This is a genomic window from Anaerolineales bacterium, assembly GCA_015075725.1.
Lineage (GTDB): Bacteria > Chloroflexota > Anaerolineae > Anaerolineales > Villigracilaceae > Villigracilis.
This window is the reverse complement of record JABTTV010000001.1, coordinates 4,195,237-4,218,233: the sequence shown is the minus strand read 5'-3', so window position 1 is coordinate 4,218,233 and position 22,997 is coordinate 4,195,237. Positions and strand designations below refer to the sequence as shown.

The following is a 22,997-nucleotide window of genomic DNA, read 5'->3' as shown; positions in this document are numbered from 1 at the left end:
GGTATGCCATTGGAGTTACTTTTTGTCATCAGCCTCGCGCTGCTCTTTGATTTCCTGAACGGTGTCCACGACTCGAGCAATATCGTCGCGACGATGATCGCTTCGCGCGCCTTCCGCCCGGGGACCGCACTGGGGCTGACGGCGGTTGCAAATTTTCTCGGACCCTTCCTGTTCGGCGTCGCGGTCGCAACCACCATCGGTGATGAAGTGGCGCAATCGAACGCTTTGAGCATCGTGGTGATCATTGCCTGTCTGGTGGGCGCCATTGTCTGGAATGTTCTGACGTGGATACTGGGGATTCCCAGCAGTTCCTCCCATGCTTTGATCGGCGGCATGGTCGGTGCGGTCTTGGCAGGGGCAGGATTCGGCGCCATCAAACTCCGCGGACTGGAGAAGGTGATCATCGCTTTGTTCGCCTCCCCGCTGCTTGGGTTTTTCTTCGGCTTCTTATTGACCCGCCTGATCCATTTCCTCGTTCAAAATGCGCCCATGGAGATCAATAATTTTTTTAAACGCGGACAGCTCGTGACTGCGTTGGCTATGGCGTTCAGCCACGGCACGAACGATGCGCAGAAGACGATGGGGATCATCACGCTCAGCCTTTTGATCGGCGGACAGATCGACCAGTTCCGGGTCCCCCTGTGGGTCGTGATGTTAAGCGCCGCGGCGATCGGACTGGGAACCGCTCTCGGCGGCTGGAAGTTAATTCGCACCCTGGGTGGACGGTTCTATAAGATCCGCCCCATCCACAGTTTTTCGACCCAGATGACCTCGGGGGCGGTGATCCTTGCCGCTTCATATTTGGGACTGCCGGTCAGCACGTCGCAGGTGGTCAGTTCCGCGATCATCGGCGTGGGCGCTTCGGAAAGTTTCGGCAAGGTGCGCTGGAGCGTGGCGGAAGAGATCGTGACTGCATGGTTCATCACCATCCCCGCCAGCGCGTTGGTCTCTGCGGCGGTGTATTGGGTGATTATGTTGTTCCGATAATATATTATTACGAGAAGCGGAGCGACGAAGCAATCCCCGTATAACAGGAGATTGCTACGGGCGGGAGAACACCGCCCTCGCAATGACATCAGCCTTTTTTCTATTTCAACTTCACTTCGTTCTCCGCCAGCGTTTCCTGTTGGGGGTAATCCGTCCAAGAGCTCTTCAATCGCGAAACACTAAGGACAGGTTTTTCACGAAAACTCGAATGCCAATCTTCTATTTCGTGAGTAAGTGACTGCATTCGTGGATGGTTTGCCAAAATTCAGTTTGAAGTGTCACTTGTTATTGCACGCCTGGATCGGGTCAAGTCGGGTTTATCAACCTACTCGATCTCATACTTATGGATAAAAGACACATGAAACGCTGTTTGGTCCTCATAAAATATTCCTGGATTGCTCTGATTTTGGTTAAATTCTTTCATCCTCTCGTCGGGCAATCCGAAACTTTGTCCGCGCCGGGTTGTTAATCATTAATGAAATCCGGCTGGCGACGTGTATAATCAAATGCATACCAGCGTAACACCTCTGCAAGTGACCCTTTGACCCAAGGATCTGCATGTGACCACCATTTTCTTTGCGACGGACATTCACGGCTCGGATATTTGCTGGAGCAAGTTTCTCAATGCGGGGAAGTTCTACAACGCCGATCAGTTGATCCTCGGCGGCGACATGACGGGCAAGGCGGTCGTCCCGTTCATTCATCAGGGCGGAAAAAATTACCGCGTCACACTCCTTGAACAGGTTTACGAAATCACCAACGAAGACGAACTGGCGGATTTGAAAAAAAGAGTCCGCAGCCGCGGCTATTATCCCTACCTGACGAATCCGGATGAGATCAAGGAACTGGAAAAAGACCCTGGGAAGGTCGGCAGGATTTTTTTGGATGAGGTTTTGAAAGTCGTCCAGCAGTGGATGGAATTGGCGGAGAAAAAACTCGCAGGTACGGGCATGAAGGTCTATTGCTGCCCGGGCAATGACGATATGGACGAAGTGGATGACATCATCCGCGAGAGCAGGACGGTTGTCCTTGCGGAAGGGGACGTGACGCTTCTCGACAGCGGTCATGAAATGATCGCCTCTGGTTGGAGCAACAGGACACCCTGGAATACGCATCGTGAAGAGGACGAGGACCAGCTCAAGGTCCGGTATGAGGCGATGACGTCCCGGCTTAAGGACCCGAAGAATGCCATCTTCAACATCCACGTGCCGCCGTATAAATCGAACCTCGATGAAGCGCCGGAGTTGGATGAAAACCTGCGCCCCAAGATGGCGGGACAGGCACTGAAGGCGGTCGGTTCGACGGCTCTGCGCGATTCGATAGAACAGGTCCAGCCTTTGCTCGGCTTGCACGGACACATCCACGAAGGACGCGGCGTTGCCCGCATCGGCGAGACGTTGTGCATCAATCCCGGCTCGATGTATGAGCAGGGAACGCTGCTCGGCGCGATCGTGCGCCTGGGCAAACACAAGATCGAAGATTACGTTCTGACAACAGGTTGATTTTGTAGGGGCGCGATAAACGCGCCGCTACCGATAAAAAAAATTCATAAGAGGAGAGTGTTATGAGCGACTTGTTTGTCCGTAAAGCGACCGGCATGGTGCGTTCCTGGTCGGTCCTCGACGCGTTCATCTACGCGTTGTTTTCCATCAACCTGATCACCCTCGGCTTGTACAGCTTCAGCCAGATGTATTACTTCGAGGGCGGGATGGTGAACGCGCTGATCGTCAGCGCGATCTTCATTTTCTTCGAGGTTGTGGTCTATGCCGCATTGATCGCCGTCATGCCCCGTTCGGGCGGCGATTACGTCTGGCAGAGCCGCATTCTCGGCGGCGCGGTCGGCTTCATCCTTGCCGTGACCGGCTGGTGGTTCATCCTATGGTTGTGGGTGCCGCTGTATGGCGACATGTTCCGCCACATTGTTCTGGTTCCGATTCTCGGTGTGCTCGGCGCGAAGGATACCGCCCTGTGGTTTGCGGGAACCCAAAACGGGGCGTTCACCGCTTCGATGCTGACCATCATCATCGTCAGCGTCTTCATCATGCTCGGCATGAAGACCTACGCCCGCATCCAGAAGTTCTCCTTCTACGGCGGGATGCTCGGCTTGCTGATCGTTATCGCGCTTTTGTTGGGCGGCACGCCTGAAGCGTTCAAAGCCGGTCTGGAGGCGAACGCCTCATCCATGTTCGGCGTGAGCGGCGTGTACGATGCGACCGTCGAACTCGGCACAGCTGCTGGCGCAGTGACTCCGTTTGCGGGCGGCTCGCTGGCTGTCGTCTTCCTCGTCATCCCGTACATGGTCTTCTTCAATTTGTGGCCCAACTGGGGAGCGACCCTCTACGGTGAAGTACGCGGCGCGACGGATTTCAAACGAAACATGGCGGGCATGGGATGGGCGCTCGGCATTACGACCCTGCTTGGCATCGTTCTGCTCTTTGCCATAAGCAAAAGCGTCGGCTGGGAGTTCTATGTCCAATCAGGCGCAGCCTGGTGGAACTACGCCTGGGGTTTCACCGATGTTGCCCCGGCATTCCCTGTCTGGCCCTATCCGGCGCTGTTCGCCGCCTTCCTGACAACGAATAAAGTCGTTCAATTCCTGGTCGTGGCCTTGATGAGCTTGTGGTGGTTCGGCTGGTGCGCAACGGTATTCCTTTCATCGACGCGCGTGATCTTTGCCGCCGCCTTCGACCGCCTCCTGCCCGAATCGGTTGCAAAACTCGATGAGCGCACCGGGACGCCGGTCAATGCGCTCTTGCTGATGATCGTTCCGTCGATCCTGGTGGCGTATCTCTTCAACTACAACATCGCCAACTTCGCCTCGTTGACACTGTGCTCCACCTTGGTCATCGCTGTGACCTTCCTCGGCACGACGATTTCGGCAATTCTTTTGCCCTACGTCAAACCCGATCTCTACAAGGCGTCGCCCATTGCAAAGTACAACATCTTTGGCATCCCGATGATCACAGTTGCGGGCCTGATCTTCGGCGGTTTCCTCGTATACCTGTTGTATCAATGGATCCTCGACCCGAACGCTTTGTACGGTATCGGCTACAGCATCAACGAAGCCGGATACAAGAACGGCACATCGCTGATCTTCATGGGCGTCAATTACCTGCTCGCCGCGATCATCTACTTCGGATTCAAATCCTACCGCATGAGCAAGGGCATCGACCTGAACAAGGTTCAGGCTGAGATCCCGGTCGAGTAACGAAACGTCAAGAGACCTGACAGCCACGCGGAAGGTGTGACTGTCAGGTCTTCTTTTTTTATTTGGAGGCACGTATGTCTGTAATCGAAAAGATCGCCGCCCAGGTGGAAGATTGGAAGGGAAGGGATGTATCCATTCAACAGCTTTCGGGCGGTCTTACCAATACCAATTACAAAGTGACCGTGGATGGCATGCCTTATTTTGTTCGTGTGCCGGGTGAAAGCACGGAACTGCTCGCCATCGACAGGGATAACGAACATCACAACACAAGAGCCGCCGCCAGTGCGGGGGTCGCGCCAAAAGTCTTGCATCACCTGCCGGAACACAGCGCCATGGTGTTGGAATTCCTTGACGGGAAGACCATGTCGAAGGATTCGTTGAATCAGCCGGGACAACCCTCCCGCATGGCTCAAGCCATCAAGAAACTCCACGCCGGTCCGCGCTTCTATTCGGACTTCAACATGTTCCGCCTCACAGAGTATTATCTCAACCTGTGCCGTGAACGCAGTATCGAGATCCCCAAAGGTTACCCCGAGCGGATACCCGTTGTGAACGAGATAGAGAAAGCCATGTCTGTCAATCCTTTGGCGCCGGTCCCGTGCAATAATGATCTGCTTGCTGAAAATTACATCGACGACGGCGAACAACTCTGGTTGATCGATTATGAATACAGCGGCAACAACGACCCGACGTTCGAACTGGGCAATACCTGCCAGGAAATGCAGTTCAACGACGATCAGATCGAGGAAGTCTGTGCCGCGTATTTCGGCGATGCGTCACCACAGATGGTCGCGCGCATGAAGCTCAACATGATCATGTCCGACGTGGGCTGGGGGCTGTGGGCGGCGATCCAGGCGAGAATCTCGACCATCGATTTCGACTTCTGGGGCTGGGCGCTCGAACGCTGGGGCAGGGCTGAGGAAAAAATGGATTCCGCCGAATTTCCCATGTGGATGAAGGATGTTGTGCAGTGAGCGGAAAAGAGTAAAATGAAAGCAGGCAAATAACCTGATGGAAGCGCACCCCGATCTTGTACAGGAAATGCACCGCCTCATCGATGCCGCGAACGAGAAGAACATCCGTTTGCGCGCCATTGGCGGGCTGGCGGTGCAAATGCACAACAAAACCAGCCATCCGCTCTTCACGCGCGAATTCGCCGACCTTGATTTTTGCATCCCGCTCAAGCAGCGCCGTGAATTCGAGAGCTTCATGCCCGCGATGGGCTATTCTCCGCACAAGCAGTTCAATATCCTCAACGGCGACCAGAGGCAGATCTACTATCACGATCCCACGGAAATGAAGGTGGATATTTTCGTCGGGCATTTCGAAATGTGCCACAAAATTCCGCTCGAAGACCGCCTTGCTGCAGACCCGGTCACCATCCCGCTGGCAGAACTATTTCTTTCCAAAGCCCAGATCATCGAACTTAACCGCAAGGACGCGTTCGATCTCACTTCGATCCTGATGAACAACGAAACAGGCGAGGGCGATAACGAAACCATCAACCTTGCCGTATTGGCTCACTTATGCAGCGCGGATTGGGGATTGTATAAAACGACTTCCATCAACCTCGATAAGCTCGAAGCGATGTTGAACACGAATGAAATCCCGCTCTCAAATGAAGAAAAGGCGCTCGTCATTGGGCGCATCAACGACATCCGCCGCACATTCACAGAAATGCCCAAGCCTGTCGCCTGGCAATTGCGCGACCGGGTCGGCACACGAGTAAAGTGGTATATCGAAGTGGAGGAGGTTCAGCGTTGAAATCTCTGCGGCTCACCCTAACTGTCATTATCCTCTCCGTTTCAATTGCGCTTTTGATCTGGGGATTTTCGCCCAACCCGCGTGAGACGCGAATCCAGACCATCTCTCCCGCTGAAATGCAGCTCCCGACGCCGTCCTCGCTTCATCTTGATTCTCCGTCTGGTTAGTGAAAAAAATACATTTTCGTTTCCGCTATCTATTCGTTGTTGCTGCCGCGGCGGTCTTCCTGTTTGCATCCTGCGGAGCGCCCCCGGCAACCGAGGCGCCAGCAACGGAAGCGCCGCCAGATACTTTGACTCAACAGGTGGCAGTTCCAGCCACAGCGACGTTCGAGTCTGCATTTCCAACTTCCACGCCGTCCTCGCAAGTAGCGACTCCCTCTGTTGGAAGCGAACCGGCTTCCGCCCTGCCTGAATTCCGCCGCCTGACCCTTGAATATCCTTCGAGCATCAAGGCGGGAGCGGAAAGCGACGTCGTGCGCCTTACCCTCGAGGTGGATACATTGGGGAACATCACGCCGACTGCCGAGGTCGGAGGGAATGTCGTTGAAGGCGAAGTGATCGAAATACCGAATTTATACGCAACTCATAACGTTACAGCGGAGGCGTATTACGAGGTGGTCGGTCTGGAGGTAAAACCGACTGGGTCGACCTTTCAGCCATTAAAGCAGGGGCAGTCTGTGACCTTTTATTGGAGCGTCGGTACGCAAAATGTAGGCAAGTATCGCGGCACGATCTGGCTGCACCTGAATTTCGAGAACCGTTCCACGGGAGAAAAAAGCCGGATTCCGGTAAACGCTCAAATCGTCGAGATCGAGGCGGTGGACTTCTTCGGTTTCTCCACCAACTTTGTCCGGACATCCGGCGTGGTCGGCTCGGTGGTGGGATCCATTGTAGGCTTCCCGTTTTTGAAGGACATTATCAAATACCTATACGGCAAGCTTCTGAAACCGAAGCGGAAACCTTCAAAACCCGCGGCGAAGTCCAAAAAGAAAACGTGACAAATATCACCTGAAAAATTGACAAGGGGTAATAGGCGGGCGATTTGTCCTTTATGGTACAATGTTCGCGTTAAATTTGTAATACAACATTTCCCAATGGAGAAATCTAAATGAGCGAGTGGATATATGTCGCCCTGTTTATTGTTGTAGGATTGGTCATTCCCATTGGCGCGATTGCAGCAGGTTTTATTTTCGGTCCCAAGAAACCCAACCCGGTCAAAGAGTCAACCTACGAGTGTGGGATCGAACCTGTGGGCCCGGCGTGGATCCAATTCAAAGCGCAGTATTACATCTTTGCACTGGTTTTCCTCGTCTTCGATGTGGAAGCGGTGTTCCTTTTTCCCTGGGCGGTGAAACTCGGCCACCTTGGGTTGTACGCCGTGATCGAAGGCATCATTTTTGTCACCATCCTGGTGGTGGGTCTGGTTTATACCTGGCGCAAGGGAATGTTGGAATGGGCGTAATTGTGCGGTAAATGGAGAGAAGGCTGATCGGAGATTTCCTTTCAGCCTTTTCTTTGTGTAATGTCAATGCGTGTGCGCCGCGCGCAAACACCAATGCGCATGGGACAGGACGTAAGAGAACGTCCGCAACGCAAATAAACGGAGTGATTTATGAGTTTTTGGAATGACCCCTTGAAAGTAGCCGCAGACTGGTTGGAAGGTGTTTTCACCGGCTGGGGCATGAATGCTGACGCGGCTCATGTACTGGTCGCCTTCCTTGGCGTATTCCTTCTCATTACGATCCTGATGGTGATCGATATTTTCCTCGTCTGGGTCGAGCGCAAGGTGGTGGCGCGCTTCCAGGACCGGCTCGGACCGAACCGCGTGGGTCCATTCGGCTTGATCCAGCCTTTTGCAGACATCATCAAACTCATCATAAAGGAGGATACGACTCCAGGCAACGCCGACAAAGTGGTGTACAACCTTGCGCCGATTCTCTCGATGATGTCGGTCCTGATCCTTTGGGCGGTGGTTCCGCTCGCTCCCGTCATGCTCGGCACGGATCTAAACGTGGGAGCGCTTTTCCTCATCGCTGCCGGAGCCATCGGAACGCTTTCCATCATCATGGCGGGCTGGGCATCGAACAATAAATTCGCGCTGATCGGCGGTTTTCGTCAGGTCGCAGTAATGGTTTCCTTTGAGATCCCCATGCTGACCGTGTTGATGATCCCAGTCATCTTTGCCGAGTCGATGAACATGAACGCCATCATCGCAGCGCAGAGCACCTGGTACTTTCTCATCTCGCCGCTCGGCGCTTTGATCTTCCTCATCGCCGCCATCGCGGAACTCGGCCGCGCTCCCTTCGACCTTGCGGAAGGCGAATCGGAGTTGGTCTCCGGCTTCAACATCGAATATTCAGGCATGAAATTCGGGATGTTCTATGCTGGCGAACTGCTTCACGCCTTTACCTTCGGCGGTTTCTGGGCGATCCTGTTCTTTGGCGGCTATCGCTTCTTCGGTCTGGAACAGGTCAGTCCGTTCCTAGCCATTCTTATCCTTATCATCAAGGCGATGCTTGGATATTGGGTCATCATGTGGGTCAAATACACCATGATGCGCATCCGCATCGACCAGATGCTCGCCTTCAATTGGAAATTCCTTACTCCTTTGGCGTTCGCTCTCCTTTTGGTGACGGCTCTGATGAACGCGCTTCTCGCCTCCGCCCCGGCCTGGCTCTATACCCTCGGCATGATCCTCGCCAATATCGTAACAGGCTGGATTGCCATCGAAATCGCGCGCTCCGCCACCCGCTCCGAACGCGAACGCATCGAGGGGGGGAAGAAACCCGCGGAGGCGCATCACTAATAAATTTTCCAATCCTCCAATTCTCTTACGGAATTTGGAGGAGAAGAGAATTGGAGAGTTGTTATGACGGCACAACAGATCATTTTCATCCTTATCGCTCTCTTCACGCTCGGTTCCGCCGTGATGGTGGTGACGACACGCAACCTCGTCCATGCCGCGCTCTGGCTGGTCTCCACGCTTTTCGGCGTTGCGGTGGTGTATGCGCTATTGAACGCGAACTTCATCGCTGTGGTGCAGGTGGTGATCTACATCGGAGCGATCGCCATCCTATTCATCTTCGCGGTGATGCTCACGCGAAAGGATATGCGCGATGCGGGCCCGCAGATCAATAAGAACTGGTGGGCAGGCGTCCTGGTTTCGCTGCTTGTATTCGGTGGATTGGTTTACATGCTCAGAGAGTGGAGCGGTTTCACAAAAACCGCATCAGAGCTCCCGCCCGGGTTCGATTCGATCGGATTGTTGGGCGAAGCGCTGGTCTCGCCCAATGCATACGTCCTTCCGTTCGAGGTTGCGTCTGTTTTACTCCTGGCGGCATTGGTGGGCGCGGTGTACGTCGCGTTCAACCCCCGCGCCGGGAAATCTGATAAATAGGAGGCGGAATCATCATGGTCCCTCATTCATGGTATTTGATCCTCGCGGCGGCGTTGTTCAGCGTTGGCATGTTCGGCGTGCTGGCGCGGAGGAACGCGGTTGCGATCCTGCTCGGCGTGGAATTGATGCTCAACGCCGTCAACATCAACCTCGTATCGTTCTGGCGATACAGCGATGTGTTTTCGATGTCCGGTCAGGTTTTTTCGATCATCGTGTTTGCAGTCACCGCCGCCGAAGTATCGGTCGGCCTTGCGCTGGTTATTTCCATGTACCGCTGCCGCAATACGGTGATTGCGAACGATGTGGATATGTTGAAATTCTAGAGGGTAGACATTGGAGATTGGCTGATTGGAGATGAGCCCGAAAAAACCTCCAACCTCTAATTACCTTTCTCTGCTCTTGGAGGCTTAATGACGACTGAATTATTGATCTGGCTGATTCCATTGCCCCCGGCGCTTGCCTTCTTCCTGATCGTTTTGTTTACGAACAGGAGCAAGATGCTCAGCCATACAGTGGGGGTGGGCGCGGCTTTCCTTTCCTGGCTGGGCGGGATGGTCGTCTTTGCTCGCGCGTTGGGAGTGGAACATCTTGCAGAACACCCCTTCGAGTCGTCGGTCAACTGGCTGGCGACCGGTGACAGTTACCTCAAGATCGGCGTATTGTTGGATCCGCTTTCAGCAACGACCCTTTTCTTTGTCGCATGGACGATCTTCATGATCTTCCTTTACAGTGTGGGCTATCACAATTTCGGTCAGCCCGAAGGCGACCATGACCACGCCGGTTTGCCGCCTCATGGCGCGACGGTTCACGGTCACACGGTTCCGTCCGTCGAACCGATGTATTCGCGATTCTTTGCTTTTCTTGCGTTGTTCGCTTTCGGTATGTATGTGCTGGTCGTTTCCGACAATGTGCTAACAATGTTCGTTGGCTGGGAGATCATGGGTTTGTGCTCGTACCTGCTGATCGGCTTCTGGTACGGGAAAGAATCCGCGCGCAATGCCGCGATCAAAGCCTTCATGACCACCCGCGTGGGCGACGTGTTCATGTTGTTGGGAATCGCCTTCCTTTATAGCGTGACCGGATCGCTTTCCTTCAAGGATATTTTCCGCGAGGAAGTTTTACACGCTCTCGCCTCCGTCCCGACGGGAATCCTGGGTCTCTCCGCTGCGGGCTTGATCGGCCTCCTTTTGTTCATCGGCACGATCGGTAAATCGGCTCAATTCCCGCTGCATGTCTGGCTTCCGGACGCGATGGAAGGTCCCACCCCTGTCAGCGCGATGATCCATGCTGCCACGATGGTCTCCGCCGGTGTGTATGCCGTCATCCGCATGTTCCCGATCATCAGCCTCGATGAAAAGACCATGACCTTCGTGGCTTTCATCGGCGCGTTCACAGCGCTCTTCGCCGCAACAATTGCGGTGGCGCAGAACGATATCAAACGCGTTCTAGCTTACTCCACGATCTCACAGCTTGGTTTCATGATCGCCGCGCTCGGCATTCATGCATATGTGGCGGCGACTTTCCACCTTGTGACTCACGCATTTTTCAAGGCGCTGCTCTTCCTCGGTTCCGGTTCCGTCATTCACGGCATGGAACATGGAGTGCTTCATACCGGCAATCATAAAGTAGACCCGCAGGATATGTTCAACATGGGCGGATTGCGGAAAAAGATGCCCATCACTTTTTGGACTTTTCTGATCGGCGGGTTTGCGCTTTCGGGCTTCCCGGTGTTGACGGCCGGCTTTTGGTCGAAGGATGAGATTCTGGCTGATGCCTGGGCGCACGGACATACGATCGTCTTCTTCACTCTCGCTTTCGCCGCCTTCCTCACCGCTTTCTACACCATGCGCCAGATTACATTGACTTTCCTCGGCGAAGCCCGCACGGAAGAGGCAAAACACGCTCAAGAAACTCCGTGGACGATGACAACCCCGCTTGTGGTGCTATCCGTCTTTGCGGTTGGATATGGCTGGGTCGGCATGCCGCACTGGGCGACGGGCGGACTTGTCCCCAATTGGTTCCACGAATTCGTCGGCTCGATGCTTCACGAGCATGCTGAAGAACTGGCGTTCAATATCGTTCCATTGGCAACATCGCTTCTTGTGGCTCTCGGCGGTTTGACCCTTGGTTATTTTGCCTACCGGAATGTCAAATCACCTGCCGAAGACCGGCTGCAAATTCCCGTCCTCAAGAATAAATGGTATTTCGACGAATTATATAACTTCCTGTTCATCAAGCCCGCCATTTGGTTCTCGGAGGTCTTTGTTTCCAAATGGATGGACCAGGGCGTGATCGATGGAATCCTTCACCTGTTTGGACCAGCCACCGGCGGAGTCGGAGGCGCGATTCGGAATTACATCGACCTGCCCGTCATCAATCGTTTCTTCGGCGATGGTTCCGCGGAGGTGACCTGGTGGTTCGGTAAAAACCTCCGCCCGATTCAGACAGGACGAATCCAGCAATACCTTCTGCTCACATTGATCGTCATTTTTGTGATCAGCGGGCTGCTGTACTTCCTTTTGATGGCGTAGGAGCGACTCATGGAATATCTAAACACACATCTCCTCAGCCTGATCCTCTTCACACCCGCGGTTGCGGCGTTGATCATGCTTTTCATGCCGAACGAAGCGAAACTTCACCGCTGGTTTGCGTTTGTCGCCAGTCTGATTCCATTCCTGCTGACCCTTGTCCTTTGGAACCGCTTCGACCCCAATGTCGCCGGTTTTCAATTGGAGGAAAAATACGTCTGGTATGAAGCGTTGAATTCATCCTTCCATCTCGGCGTGGATGGGATATCCTTCTCGATGGTCCTGCTCACCACGCTTTTGACGCCGCTTGCCATTCTCGCGTCGTTCAGTGTGACAGACCGCGTCAAGCCGTACATGATGCTTTTCCTGTTTCTCGAAACGGGCATGTTGGGCGTTTTCCTCGCCCTTGACCTTTTGATCTTCTTCGTGTTCTGGGAGATCGGCCTCGTCCCGATGTACTTCCTCATCAACCAGTGGGGGAGCGCCAACAAGGATTACGCGTCCCTGAAGTTCATGATCTATACCATGGGCGGCTCGCTCGGCCTGTTGCTTGCGGTGCAGATGCTGGGCGTCCTCTTCGGGAGTTATGATCTCGTCTCGCTTTATCAGAACTGGAACGCGCTGAACCCCGGTGCAATGTTGCTCGGCATGCCAGTAGCCACGGTCAAATCCATTGCCTTCTGGGCGTTTGCGATCGCATTTGCGGTCAAGGTACCCATATGGCCCTTCCATACCTGGCTGCCCGATGCTCACACCGAGGCTCCGACCGCAGGTTCGATGATCCTGGCGGGCGTCCTTCTGAAACTTGGTGCGTACGGATTTATCCGCCTGGTGCTTCCGCTTTATCCTGTTGAAGCGAAGATATTTGCCGGCGCGCTGGCATTCCTTGCAGTAGCGGCGATCGTTTTTGGAGCGTTCGGCTCGTTCGGCCAGACGGACTTCAAACGGCTTGTCGCGTATTCTTCCGTCAATCACATGGGTTTTGTCGTCCTCGGCATCGCTGCGGCTGGGCTTGCCGCCGGAACCACCGACGCCCACATCGCCATGAGCGGTGCGGTCTTGCAAATGTTCAACCACGGACTCTCCGCTGCTGGCATGTTTTTCCTCGTCGGCGTGATTTATGAACGGACTCACACACGCAACCTCGACGATTTCGGTGGTTTGTTCCCGCTTGTTCCTGTTTACGGCGGCATCCTGATCTTTACCTCGATGGCGTCGCTGGGCTTGCCGGGACTGAACGGCTTTGTTTCCGAATTCATGATCGTGCGGGGTTCCTACCAGCCGTTGACGATCTACACCGCCATCTCCATGCTTGGTTTGCTCTTTACCGGCGCATACATCCTGAAGGGAATCAAGAAAGTCCTGCACGGACCGATGAACGAACATTGGGCACACGGTGAACATAAACTGACCGAGATCAATGCACGCGAGGTCATTGTCATGGCCCCGCTCATGGTGCTCATGCTGCTGACGGGTCTCTGGCCTCTGTGGATTTTGGATATCATCAACAAGGCAGTGACGGCCCTCTTCTAATGCGTAATCCGTAATGCGTGATTCACGGATTACGCATTACGCAATACGAGGTGATTATGACTTTTCCAGTTCTGAGTGTTATTACCCTCCTTCCGTTTGCGGCGGGCATCTTCATCCTGATGCTGCCCGCAAACCGGAAGAACGAGGCCCGCGCAGCGGCTCTGGCGGCGGCGGTGATCGACCTCCTGTTGTCCGCCTGGGTCTACCTCCAGTATTTGCTGCGGGATATGACGGGTTATCAATTCATCGAAAAATATACTTGGATAAACATCCCGCCGCTGAACTTTGCCCTGCACTTCGGCGTGGACGGCATGAGCGCGCCGCTCGTCCTGCTCACGGGCATTGTCATGTTTACTGGTGTTCTCATCTCCTGGGGCGACGACGATCCGCATGTGATGGCTGGCATCCAGGACAGACCACGCGAATTCTTCGCCTTTCTCTTTTTGCTGGCGGGCGGCGTGTTCGGCGTTTTTGTCTCACTTGATCTGTTCATGTTGTTCTTCTTTTATGAGATCGCCGTCTTCCCGATGTACCTGCTGATCGCCATCTGGGGCTGGGTCAAGACCCGTGAATATGCGGCAATGAAACTGACGCTGTATCTTTTCGTGGGATCGGTCGTGGCTCTTGTCGGCGTGCTGGCGATGTATTGGGTGCAATATCAAAATACCGGCGTGCTTTCGTTCGATATGCTTGAGATGGAAAATGCAGGCTTCTCGACCGCGTTCCAAAACTTGTGGTTCCTGCCGGTATTTCTCGGCTTTGCGGTGTTGGGCGGCATCTGGCCCTTCCATAACTGGTCGCCGGATGGCCACGTCGCCGCGCCCACGGCCGTTTCCATGTTCCATGCCGGTGTGTTGATGAAACTCGGCGCTTTCGCCGCTCTTCGCGTTGGCGTCATGCTCCTGCCCGAAGGCGCAAAGACCTGGTCGCCCCTCATCATGACCTTTGCAGGCATCGCTGTCGTTTATGGCGCGTACATCGCTTTTGTACAGACCGACTTGAAATACATGATCGGTTTTTCCTCTGTTTCGCACATGGGACTTGTCATGCTTGGCATCTCCACACTGAATGAAACCGGTTTGCTCGGCGCAGGCGTGCAGATGTTCTCTCACGGTGTGATGACGGCCCTCTTCTTTGCTGTGACCGGAATGATCTATGACCGCTCGCACACGCGCATGATTCCCGAACTGGGCGGCATGGTCAAAGTGATGCCGTTCGCTGCCATCGGCTTCATCATCGGCGGTCTGGTCTCGATGGGCATGCCCGGTTTTTCCGGCTTCGTTGCTGAATTCCCGATCTTCATGGGTGTATGGCGGGAGCAATGGCTGGTGGCGGTCATCTGTTCCATTTCGATTGTCATCACAGCGGCGTACATCATGATGAACATCCGCAAGGTGTTCTTCTCCCCGATGCCTGAAAATCTCCAGGGACACATGGGCGACATCACGGTCATGGACAAGGTCGCGATCTCGACCCTCTGCCTGTTCATGATCGCTCTTGGTGTCTTTCCCTCCATCATGGTGCCGATGATCGAATCGGGAGTCACCTACATCATGGCCCTTTTGGGAGGTGCATAATGTTTACGACACTGACCTTCGCCTCCATCCTTCCCGAGATCCTGATCCTGGCCATCGGGCTTTTGGTCCTCGTCTTCGAGCCGTTCTGGAAGGGCGAACAGCGCCGAAATGCCGGATGGCTCACAGCAGGCGGTTTGTTCGTCTCCATGATCATCTGTTTGCTGGCTGGTCGCCCCGGAGAACCCGAGATGACTTTGGGCGGTATGATCCGATTCGACTGGCTGGGCTTCTTCCTCAAAATGCTTTTCATGTTCGCCGCGGCGGCAACTGCGCTGCTGTTGATGGACCATGACAGGGCGGGGAAACGAGGCGAAGCCTATCTCCTGCTGCTCGCATCGTTGATCGGCATGAACCTGATGGCATCCTCTGCGGATCTGGTCATGCTGTATCTTTCCATTGAGACCGCTTCCATTCCGCTTTATGTGTTATCCGGTTTTCTTCTGGATGATGAGCGCAGTACGGAGGCGGGTTTCAAGTATTTCCTGTACGGCACGTTGGCATCCACCATTATGCTTTACGGTTTCAGTCTGCTGTTCGGTTTTTCGGGTACGACCGATTTGTATGGCATTGCGGGAGCGCTGGCGTCCGGTAAAATCCCGCCCTTGATCGGCTTTGGCATTGTATCCCTTGTGGTCGTTGGGCTGGGCTTCAAAGTTTCCATTGTTCCATTCCATTTTTGGGCGCCGGATGTGTACGAAGGCGCGCCGACTCCCGTGGCCGGTTTTCTATCCACGGCTTCGAAGGCTGCGGGGTTTGCGGTCATTTTGCGTCTGTTCTTTGTCGTTTTCCCTGGTTTCGATCAGATCTGGACGATGACATTTGCGGTACTATCGGCGGTGTCCATGACTGTTGGCAACTTGCTGGCTCTGCCGCAGACGAACATCAAACGCCTGCTCGCCTATTCCTCCATCTCCCACGCGGGTTATGCGCTGATCGGGGTGGTGGGATTCAGTCAATTCGGCGCGGCAAGTGTTGTCTTTTACCTTGCAGCGTATATTGCCACGAACCTGCTCGCCTTTGGCATCGTGATGGCATACAGCCGGATTACCGGTATCGAAGATATCCGTGAATACGCCGGTCTAAGTCGAAGGAATCCTCTGCTCGGATTGATGATGCTGGCGGCATTTCTTTCTCTGGCGGGAATGCCCCCCTTCGGAGGATTTATCGCAAAGATATTGGTCTTCGCTGCGGGCGTCCAGGCAAACTATATCTGGTTGGTTGTGGTAGGGATCATCAACTCGATCATCGGCTTGTACTATTATCTGAACGTCTTGAAATTCGTTTATTTGTACCGCCTGCCGAATGAAGACGAAGACAGGCACCCTGTCCCGCTGACTCAGCCTTATATGATTGCTTTGGTGGTATTGGTTCTTGGCGTTATCCTGATCGGTACGATCTTCGCGCCCTTCTTCAACTGGTCGGATGCAGGCGCTTTCAACCTGTTCTAGGCACCCTGCAATTTGCCTTTGACGATTGTCTGACCTGTCAGTTATAATCGTGCAACATGGCACAATCGGAACAAAAGGGTCGTAATATTCTAAATACCCTGCTCGTTGTGATGATTGGGCAGGTCGGTTGTCTGACCCTGGTTGTCATTATGGCTTCGGTATTCCTCGGGCTCTGGCTCGATGGGGTGTTCGATACGAAGCCCGTTTTTACCCTGATTTTGCTTTTTGCAGGCATTCCTGTCTCGGTGCTGCTGATGTTGTTTGTTTCCCGCAGGACGCTGGCAAAATTGCAGGAAAAATATGAGACCAAAGAAAAGGAACAATAAGTAATGGCGGGCTTGGAAACCCAAAAACGCACCCCCTGGCGGCGGTGGATCGTCCTGGTCCTCATGATCGCAGGCTTTATCCTTGGCGGGATCTTTATTCCCATTCAGCCTGAGATCGTGGTTGCCCCGGAAAAACTGAGTTATGAGCCTTTGTTCACCCTTCCGGTGATTGGCTCGTTCTATCTTGTGAATACGCTTCCCACGTTGGCAATTACGATTGTGTTGCTGATTGTGATTGCGTTTTACACCAACCGCTCCATTAAACGGAGCGCGCAGACGGATATGGTACCGAGCGGGATCGGCAACCTGATGGAAGCTTTGGTCGAGATGCTCTATAACCTGACCGAAGGTTCTGCGGGCGCCAAGTGGGCGCGGGCGATTTTCCCCTGGTTTGCAACCATCATGATCTATGTGTTGTTCGCAAACCTGTTGAAACTGGTCCCCGGCTTTGAGTCCATCGGTCTCATTAAAGAAGCGCATGGTGAACACGGTTATGCCGTGCAAGGCATGTTCCTGACTGCTGAAGAAGGGCACTATGTGATTTACCCCTTCCTGCGTGGTATTTCAGTGGATCTGAACTTCACTGCCGCGCTGGCGATCATCTCTGTGGTGATGATCCAGGTGATTGGCTTCCGCGCGCAGGGCCTCGGCTATTTGAGCAAGTTCTTCAATACGCGCCGGATGTTCAAGGTACCGTTCTTTGGCGCAATGGACTTTTTGGTCGGCTTGCTGGAGTTGATCTCGGAGCTCTCGAAGATTCTCTCCTTTGCCTTCCGTCTCTTCGGTAACATGTTTGCGGGTATCGTATTGGTGGCCATTGTGGCGGGTTTGTTGGGTCGTATTTCGATCCTGCCGGCGATGGTGATGATGTTCGAATTGTTCGTCGGTATCATTCAGGCGTTCGTATTCGGTATGCTGACCATGGTGTTCATGGCGCAAGCCACGCAAGGTCACGGCGAGCATGAGGAGCATGAAGACTCTCATGTGGAAGCGGCGCACGAAATCTAAATTATCAACCATTCTTAAGGAGATTGAAACATGGAAGGAAACATTCTGGATGCGATGCGCTATGTGGGCGCGGGCTTGGCGATGATCGGCGCCGCAGGCGCTGGTGTGGGAATCGGGCTCAGCGTGCAAGGCGCGCTTACGGGTATGGCTCGCAACCCCGATACTTACGGAAACCTCTTGACCAACATGATCCTGGGGATTGCGTTCTCTGAAGCGATCGCGATCTACTGTCTGGTCATTGCGTTCCTCATGCTCTTCAAGGTCGTATAAAGCGGATAGGAGAGTCAGATGGAAGCATTAGGTATCAATCTTGGTCTCCTCATCGTCCAGATCATTGCGTTCATCATCGTGTTCCTCACGCTGAACGCCTGGGTGTACAAACCCATGCTGGATATGATGGAAACCCGCAAGAAGAAGATCGCACAAGGCTTGGAAGATGCACGTATCGCAGCCGAAGCCAGGGCTGACGCGGAAAAACAGGCGGCTAAGATCCTTGCCGATGCGCAGGCTGAAGCGGGAAAGACCGTCCGCGAAGCCACGGAACGGGCCACAGTCGCCAGCAAGGATGTGAAAGCTGCGGCTGAAGCGGAGGCCGCACAGGCGCGGGAGTCTGCGGTCGCGGAAGCCGAATTGGAGCGCAACCGCATCCTCGGCGATCTGCGCGGGCAGGTGGCGGCACTTGCGATCGCCGCCGCCAATAAACTCGTCGGGGAGGCGCTGGATGAAAAGAAACAACGTGCGCTCCTTGATGAATTCTTCTCCGGGGTGAAATCCGGGAAGATCGTCGTGCTGGACGATGTCAACTTCAAAGGCAATTCCGCCGAAGTGACGAGCGCGCTTTCGCTCACTGAAGACGAGAAAGCTGTTGTTAAGAAGGATCTTTCGAGCAAGGTCGGCGCGACGGAAGTTGTATTCCTTGTCAATCCGTCCATTCTGGGTGGGCTCGTCATCAAAGTGGGTGACAAGGTCATGGACGGCTCTGTTGCCGGAAAACTTGAAGGCCTGCGTCAAAGCTTGAAATAAAATAGGAAAGAGGGCTTTCCTGTCAAAGCCCTCTATGGTTTAATACAGAAAAACGCTCCCAGGATGGGAGCGTTTTTCGCATGTTTACGATTTCACAATAAAAATCGTCATTGGAGAAATCCGCCCTTGATTGTCGTGTCTTAATACTTTACAATAGCGGGCATTAATCATCCCGATAGACCTGAGTGAGGTGATACCGTTATGAACGAGAAACACATTCAGCAGGTGCTCGAGATCGAAAAACAGGCGCAGGAAATGCAGGATAAAGCCAAACGCGAGGCGCAGGAGATCCCTGTAAAAGCCGAGCAGGAGGCACAGGCTCTAATTGCAAAGGCGATCGCCGATGCGCATGATGAGGCGCGGAAGATGCTCGCCGATGCGCAGTCACAGGATGCCTCGGATGAGCTGGCATCCGAGATCGCCGCCAAAAACAGCGAGTTTGAGGCGATTGCCAGGAAGAATTTCGACAAGGCGGTTGCCTTCGTTCTCGAACGCGTCATCGGCAGGGCGTAAATCATGGCGAGCGGCGTTTCCGGTTACGCGGCGATCAGCACCCGGGTGCGGGCAATGTATTCCTATTTGTTCACCCCGCAGGATATGATCCGTCTGAGCGATTCACCTGATTTCATGTCCTTGGTGGGCGCGTTGAAGACATCGCCTTATGGAAAATATCTCACCGGACTCAAAGACAACGAACTGACACCGCGGCGTGTCATCCTTCAGATCAAGAACAGGCTGGCAGACTCCTATTCCAGCGTCGTCCAGCAGTCTCCGGAACAGACCCGTCCGTTGATCAAGCAGATGTTCCGTTATTACGAGGTGGGTAATTTAAAAGCTGTCATGCGCAGTATTCAAACAGTTGCTCCATGGAATTCAGAAATTGCAGCATGGGATCGCGTGCGTGAAGTGCTCTTCCCTCTGGGATCGACCGCCTCCATCCCCGCCCAGGCAATGGTGGAATCGGGCAGCGTCGCCTCTGCTGTGGACCTGCTGCATGGTACGCCGTATGAAGCGACCATGTCCTTCGCGATGAAACGTTTTTCCGCGGAGCAGAATCTCTTCCCCCTGGAAGTGGCTCTTGACCTGGACTACTGGCGGAGGCTGTGGTCTGAAGCAAAGAAACTCTCCGGCAAGGACCGGGAAATGGGAGTCAAGATCATAGGCTCCCTGCTCGATATGAACAATTTGATGTGGGTGATTCGATACAAGATCTATCACAAGCTTTCAGAAGAGGAATTGATCAATTACACCCTGCCGTTTGGCTTCCGCGTCAGGGACGAGGATGTCCGCGCGATCGCGGCAGGTTCGGATATTGCCGCGACGGTCTCGCGTGTCTACCCGGGAATTCCCGATGTGAACGCTCTGTTGGAACACCCGCAGTCCGGTTTGCCGAAATTGGAGCAGCAGCTCAAGCGCCAGGTGATGCGGCAGTGTGTGGCGGCTTTCATCGGCGACCCATTCCATATCGGCATCCCGCTAGCTTACCTCATCTTAAGCGATTTTGAAATCCAGGATCTGACCGTCCTGATCGAAGCGAAATCCTCCGGGGTTTCGGACGAGGAATACCGCGGATTGCTACTGAAGACGAAGATGATCCAATGACCTGGAAATATCGCCTTCCCAAAAAGTGAGGGTTGGTGACGAGTAACTTATCACTTCCAAACATGGAGATGTTATGTTCTTTCCGAGAGAAATGACCGAACTCGAGCTGATCGTTCCATCCAAGGACTTGATGGCTGTCGTCAAGGTCTTGAGCGGACACAGCGTGTTTCATCAGGTGGATAGTGCGCATTTGGGCGTGGAGAACTTGGGTCCCAGCGGATGGCAGGACAGGGCAGGCGCCTACTCCGCAATGGAGCGCCGCGTGCAGACCTTGATGCAGAACCTCGGTTTGCTGGAGGAGTATCCCGCCAAAGCCGATGCAGAATCCATTGCCGATCTGGATGTCGTTCGGCAGTCGCTTGACCGGATCGAAGACGAAGTCAAGGGGACCAGCGACCAGTTATCGGCGGATAAGAAGCGGCTCGAACTCCTGGAGAGTCAACTTCGACAATTGGAGCCGATTTCCGAAGTAAATGTGGAAGTGAGTGCCTTGCGTCAGTCCGCGTACATGCATTCCATCCTGGGTGTGATTCCTGCCGCGAATATCAGCAGGTTGCAGACCAGCCTTTCGAGGGTTCTGCATGTGTTCTTTACCCTGCGGGACGATCCTCAGAAACCTGTTGTCTGGCTGTTGGGACCCAAAAGCAATTCTGATATTTTGGAGCGCGCGGCAAAAAGCGCCTATCTCAACCCGTTGGCTCTGCCCGATGAGTTCAGTGGAACCCCTGAACAGATCACCGTTTTGCTCAAGCAGGAGATCGAAGCGACAAAGAAGAGGATATCCGATCTCGAAGCAAGTCTCGCGAAAATGGCTTCGGCTCATAAAACAGAACTTCAGCAGCTGCTTTGGGATATGCACATCAGCCGCATCATGGCGGATGCGATTGTGCGTTTTGGGCAGTTGCGCCACACATACGTCGTGGTGGGGTGGGTGCCGACTGCGCACCTAGAGGAATTGACCGAAAAGCTCAAGAACGCCTCGAATGAGATTCTGATCGAAGCCATTCCGACGACCCGATCCGGTCATGGCTCGCATATCCCGGTCGCATTGTTTAACAACAAATGGTTGAAACCCATTCAAATGCTAGTGGGTACCTATGGGCATCCCAGCTACAGCGAACTCGACCCGACACTGCTGATGGCGTTCACTTTTCCCCTCCTGTACGGTGCGATGTTCGGCGACCTGGGGCAGGGATTGGTGATGGCACTGGCTGGCTTCCTCATGCATAAGAAGATATTCATGAAAGGCATGCAAAGCCTTGGCTTGCTGCTCGTGTATTGCGGACTGTCTGCGGCGTTATTTGGGTTTTTGTACGGAAGCATCTTCGGCTTCGAGGGCCATCTGGTCGAGGAATATCTTCACTTCCACTTTGAGCCTACCTGGATGAGCCCTCTTCACAACATTCTCGGCATCCTCAGCATTGCCATCGACGCCGGGATCGTTATATTGATGATCGGCTTTCTGCTCGGCATGTTCAATAGCCTCCGCTCAAGGGATTGGGCGCATTTGTTATTTGGTCATTCAGGCGTTGCCGCTTTCCTCTTTTACCTGTGTTTCCTGGCTCTGCTGGGTGGTTTCCTCGGTGATACTGCCATCGCTCCGAAAGTCGCCGTGGCGATCGGCAACCTTCCGCTTCCATTCACTACCCTGGCAGGTGTCTTCGCCCTGTTCGTGATGTTCGGCGGCTTTTTCCGGAATATGGTCGAAGGACACACCCTGATCGAAGGGAAAGGCATCGGTGGTTTCATGATGTTCCTCGTGACCTCTTTCATGGACTTGTTCGAATCCGTCATCAGCATGCTGAGCAACACGCTTTCCTTTGTTCGCGTGGGCGCATTTGCCGTTGCGCACGGCGGTTTGAGTCTCGCCATCTTCTCGCTTGCAGGTGAGGAGCCCAACATTGGCTTTTGGATCACGATCCTGCTCGGCAATATCTTCATCATCGGTTTCGAAGGCCTGATCGTCGGCATCCAGACCATGCGTTTGCACTATTACGAGATCCTCGGCAAGTTCTTCCATGGCGGTGGTCTGCAGTTCGAGCCGTTGAAGTTGAATCCCTCGCGGGAGGAGGCTTAACCCTGCATCCGGTGAACCTGCCTTTCATGGTCGCTAACGAGTGTGAATAAATAAATTATTCCAACTAAAAGGAGATAAACAATGTTCTTGGTCTTTGCAGTACTGGTCGGTTTGGTCCCGGTGATTCCGGCGGTGATTTACCTGCTTCAAAACGGTAAATCCAACCCATCGCAGGCGGTATCCCGTCTTGTGAGCGGCTTCAATGGATTTAATTTCCTGGTCGGGTTGTTTGCTGCGGGTCTGGCGGTTGTTTGGTTTGCATCGCCAACATCGGTACTTGCGGCAGGCGCAGCCCAGGAGGCGGCAGTGGATCAATATGCGACCCTCGCTGCGGCGCTTTCCACGGGTCTTGCTTGCATCGGCGCGGGCATTGCGGTGGGCGGTTCCGGCGCTGCGGCAGTCGGCGCCACTGCAGAAAAACCTGAATCCTTCGGCCGCGCTTTGATCTTCGTGGGCCTATCCGAAGGGATCGCCATCTACGGCTTGATCATCTCCTTCCTCGTGCTTCCGTAATCGG

Annotated in this window: 23 protein-coding genes; all 23 read left to right on the top strand. The window is 54.0% G+C overall.

The genetic code is table 11. The features are described from left to right. Nucleotides 1–3 precede the first annotated feature (3 nt). Nucleotides 4–987, top strand: a complete 984-nt coding sequence (locus HS100_20235; GenBank protein MBE7436255.1) for an inorganic phosphate transporter — start codon at nt 4–6, stop codon at nt 985–987. A gap of 560 nt (nt 988–1,547) precedes the next feature. Then, nucleotides 1,548–2,489: a metallophosphoesterase gene (locus tag HS100_20230; protein MBE7436254.1), complete on the top strand. Its 942-nt coding sequence runs from the start codon at nt 1,548–1,550 to the stop codon at nt 2,487–2,489. 62 nt (nt 2,490–2,551) lie between these two features. Further along, the gene (locus HS100_20225; protein ID MBE7436253.1) at nt 2,552–4,195 is read left to right on the top strand and encodes an APC family permease; all 1,644 of its coding nucleotides are present in this window, start codon (nt 2,552–2,554) and stop codon (nt 4,193–4,195) included. A 74-nt stretch (nt 4,196–4,269) separates the two neighbouring features. Then, a complete protein-coding gene (locus HS100_20220; GenBank protein ID MBE7436252.1) occupies nt 4,270–5,169 on the top strand; it encodes a phosphotransferase family protein in 900 nt (299 codons plus the stop codon). A 37-nt stretch (nt 5,170–5,206) separates the two neighbouring features. Further along, nucleotides 5,207–5,959: a nucleotidyltransferase family protein gene (locus HS100_20215; GenBank protein MBE7436251.1), complete on the top strand. Its 753-nt coding sequence runs from the start codon at nt 5,207–5,209 to the stop codon at nt 5,957–5,959. After that, nucleotides 5,956–6,126 carry a hypothetical protein gene (locus HS100_20210; protein MBE7436250.1) on the top strand — a complete coding sequence of 57 codons (171 nt, stop codon included), beginning with the start codon at nt 5,956–5,958 and terminating at the stop codon, nt 6,124–6,126. The genes HS100_20215 and HS100_20210 overlap by 4 nt, the downstream gene beginning before the upstream one ends. Then, on the top strand, nt 6,126–6,959 hold the full coding sequence (locus HS100_20205; protein ID MBE7436249.1) for a hypothetical protein: 834 nt from the start codon (nt 6,126–6,128) through the stop codon (nt 6,957–6,959). Before HS100_20210 ends, HS100_20205 begins: the two co-directional genes overlap by 1 nt. 110 nt (nt 6,960–7,069) lie before the next feature. Continuing rightward, nucleotides 7,070–7,423: an NADH-quinone oxidoreductase subunit A gene (ndhC, locus tag HS100_20200; GenBank protein MBE7436248.1), complete on the top strand. Its 354-nt coding sequence runs from the start codon at nt 7,070–7,072 to the stop codon at nt 7,421–7,423. A gap of 150 nt (nt 7,424–7,573) precedes the next feature. Beyond that, the gene (locus HS100_20195) at nt 7,574–8,767 is read left to right on the top strand and encodes an NADH-quinone oxidoreductase subunit H (protein ID MBE7436247.1); all 1,194 of its coding nucleotides are present in this window, start codon (nt 7,574–7,576) and stop codon (nt 8,765–8,767) included. A 63-nt stretch (nt 8,768–8,830) separates the two neighbouring features. Then, on the top strand, nt 8,831–9,358 hold the full coding sequence (locus HS100_20190) for an NADH-quinone oxidoreductase subunit J (GenBank protein MBE7436246.1): 528 nt from the start codon (nt 8,831–8,833) through the stop codon (nt 9,356–9,358). 14 nt (nt 9,359–9,372) lie between these two features. Further along, nucleotides 9,373–9,681 (top strand): NADH-quinone oxidoreductase subunit NuoK, encoded by a 309-nt coding sequence (nuoK, locus tag HS100_20185; GenBank protein MBE7436245.1) that lies wholly within the window; start codon nt 9,373–9,375, stop codon nt 9,679–9,681. An 87-nt stretch (nt 9,682–9,768) separates the two neighbouring features. Continuing rightward, entirely contained in the window at nt 9,769–11,889 is a 2,121-nt protein-coding gene (gene nuoL / locus HS100_20180; GenBank protein ID MBE7436244.1) for an NADH-quinone oxidoreductase subunit L, read from the top strand. Between the two features lie 9 nt (nt 11,890–11,898). Next, complete coding sequence (locus HS100_20175; protein MBE7436243.1) at nt 11,899–13,419, top strand: NADH-quinone oxidoreductase subunit M; 1,521 nt, start codon at nt 11,899–11,901, stop codon at nt 13,417–13,419. Between the two features lie 56 nt (nt 13,420–13,475). Beyond that, nucleotides 13,476–14,996, top strand: a complete 1,521-nt coding sequence (locus HS100_20170; GenBank protein ID MBE7436242.1) for an NADH-quinone oxidoreductase subunit M — start codon at nt 13,476–13,478, stop codon at nt 14,994–14,996. Beyond that, on the top strand, nt 14,996–16,444 hold the full coding sequence (locus HS100_20165; protein ID MBE7436241.1) for an NADH-quinone oxidoreductase subunit N: 1,449 nt from the start codon (nt 14,996–14,998) through the stop codon (nt 16,442–16,444). The genes HS100_20170 and HS100_20165 overlap by 1 nt, the downstream gene beginning before the upstream one ends. 56 nt (nt 16,445–16,500) lie before the next feature. Further along, a complete protein-coding gene (locus tag HS100_20160) occupies nt 16,501–16,770 on the top strand; it encodes an AtpZ/AtpI family protein (protein MBE7436240.1) in 270 nt (89 codons plus the stop codon). A 3-nt stretch (nt 16,771–16,773) separates the two neighbouring features. Then, nucleotides 16,774–17,778 carry a F0F1 ATP synthase subunit A gene (gene atpB / locus HS100_20155; protein MBE7436239.1) on the top strand — a complete coding sequence of 335 codons (1,005 nt, stop codon included), beginning with the start codon at nt 16,774–16,776 and terminating at the stop codon, nt 17,776–17,778. 30 nt (nt 17,779–17,808) lie between these two features. Then, nucleotides 17,809–18,048 (top strand): ATP synthase F0 subunit C, encoded by a 240-nt coding sequence (gene atpE / locus HS100_20150; GenBank protein MBE7436238.1) that lies wholly within the window; start codon nt 17,809–17,811, stop codon nt 18,046–18,048. Nucleotides 18,049–18,066: 18 nt separating this feature from the next. After that, on the top strand, nt 18,067–18,801 hold the full coding sequence (atpF, locus tag HS100_20145) for a F0F1 ATP synthase subunit B (GenBank protein MBE7436237.1): 735 nt from the start codon (nt 18,067–18,069) through the stop codon (nt 18,799–18,801). Nucleotides 18,802–19,002: 201 nt separating this feature from the next. Beyond that, nucleotides 19,003–19,314, top strand: a complete 312-nt coding sequence (locus HS100_20140) for a hypothetical protein (protein MBE7436236.1) — start codon at nt 19,003–19,005, stop codon at nt 19,312–19,314. Nucleotides 19,315–19,317: 3 nt separating this feature from the next. Continuing rightward, the gene (locus tag HS100_20135; GenBank protein ID MBE7436235.1) at nt 19,318–20,403 is read left to right on the top strand and encodes a V-type ATPase subunit; all 1,086 of its coding nucleotides are present in this window, start codon (nt 19,318–19,320) and stop codon (nt 20,401–20,403) included. A 73-nt stretch (nt 20,404–20,476) separates the two neighbouring features. Beyond that, on the top strand, nt 20,477–22,480 hold the full coding sequence (locus tag HS100_20130) for a hypothetical protein (protein ID MBE7436234.1): 2,004 nt from the start codon (nt 20,477–20,479) through the stop codon (nt 22,478–22,480). A gap of 81 nt (nt 22,481–22,561) precedes the next feature. After that, nucleotides 22,562–22,993 carry an ATPase gene (locus tag HS100_20125; GenBank protein MBE7436233.1) on the top strand — a complete coding sequence of 144 codons (432 nt, stop codon included), beginning with the start codon at nt 22,562–22,564 and terminating at the stop codon, nt 22,991–22,993. Nucleotides 22,994–22,997 lie beyond the last annotated feature (4 nt).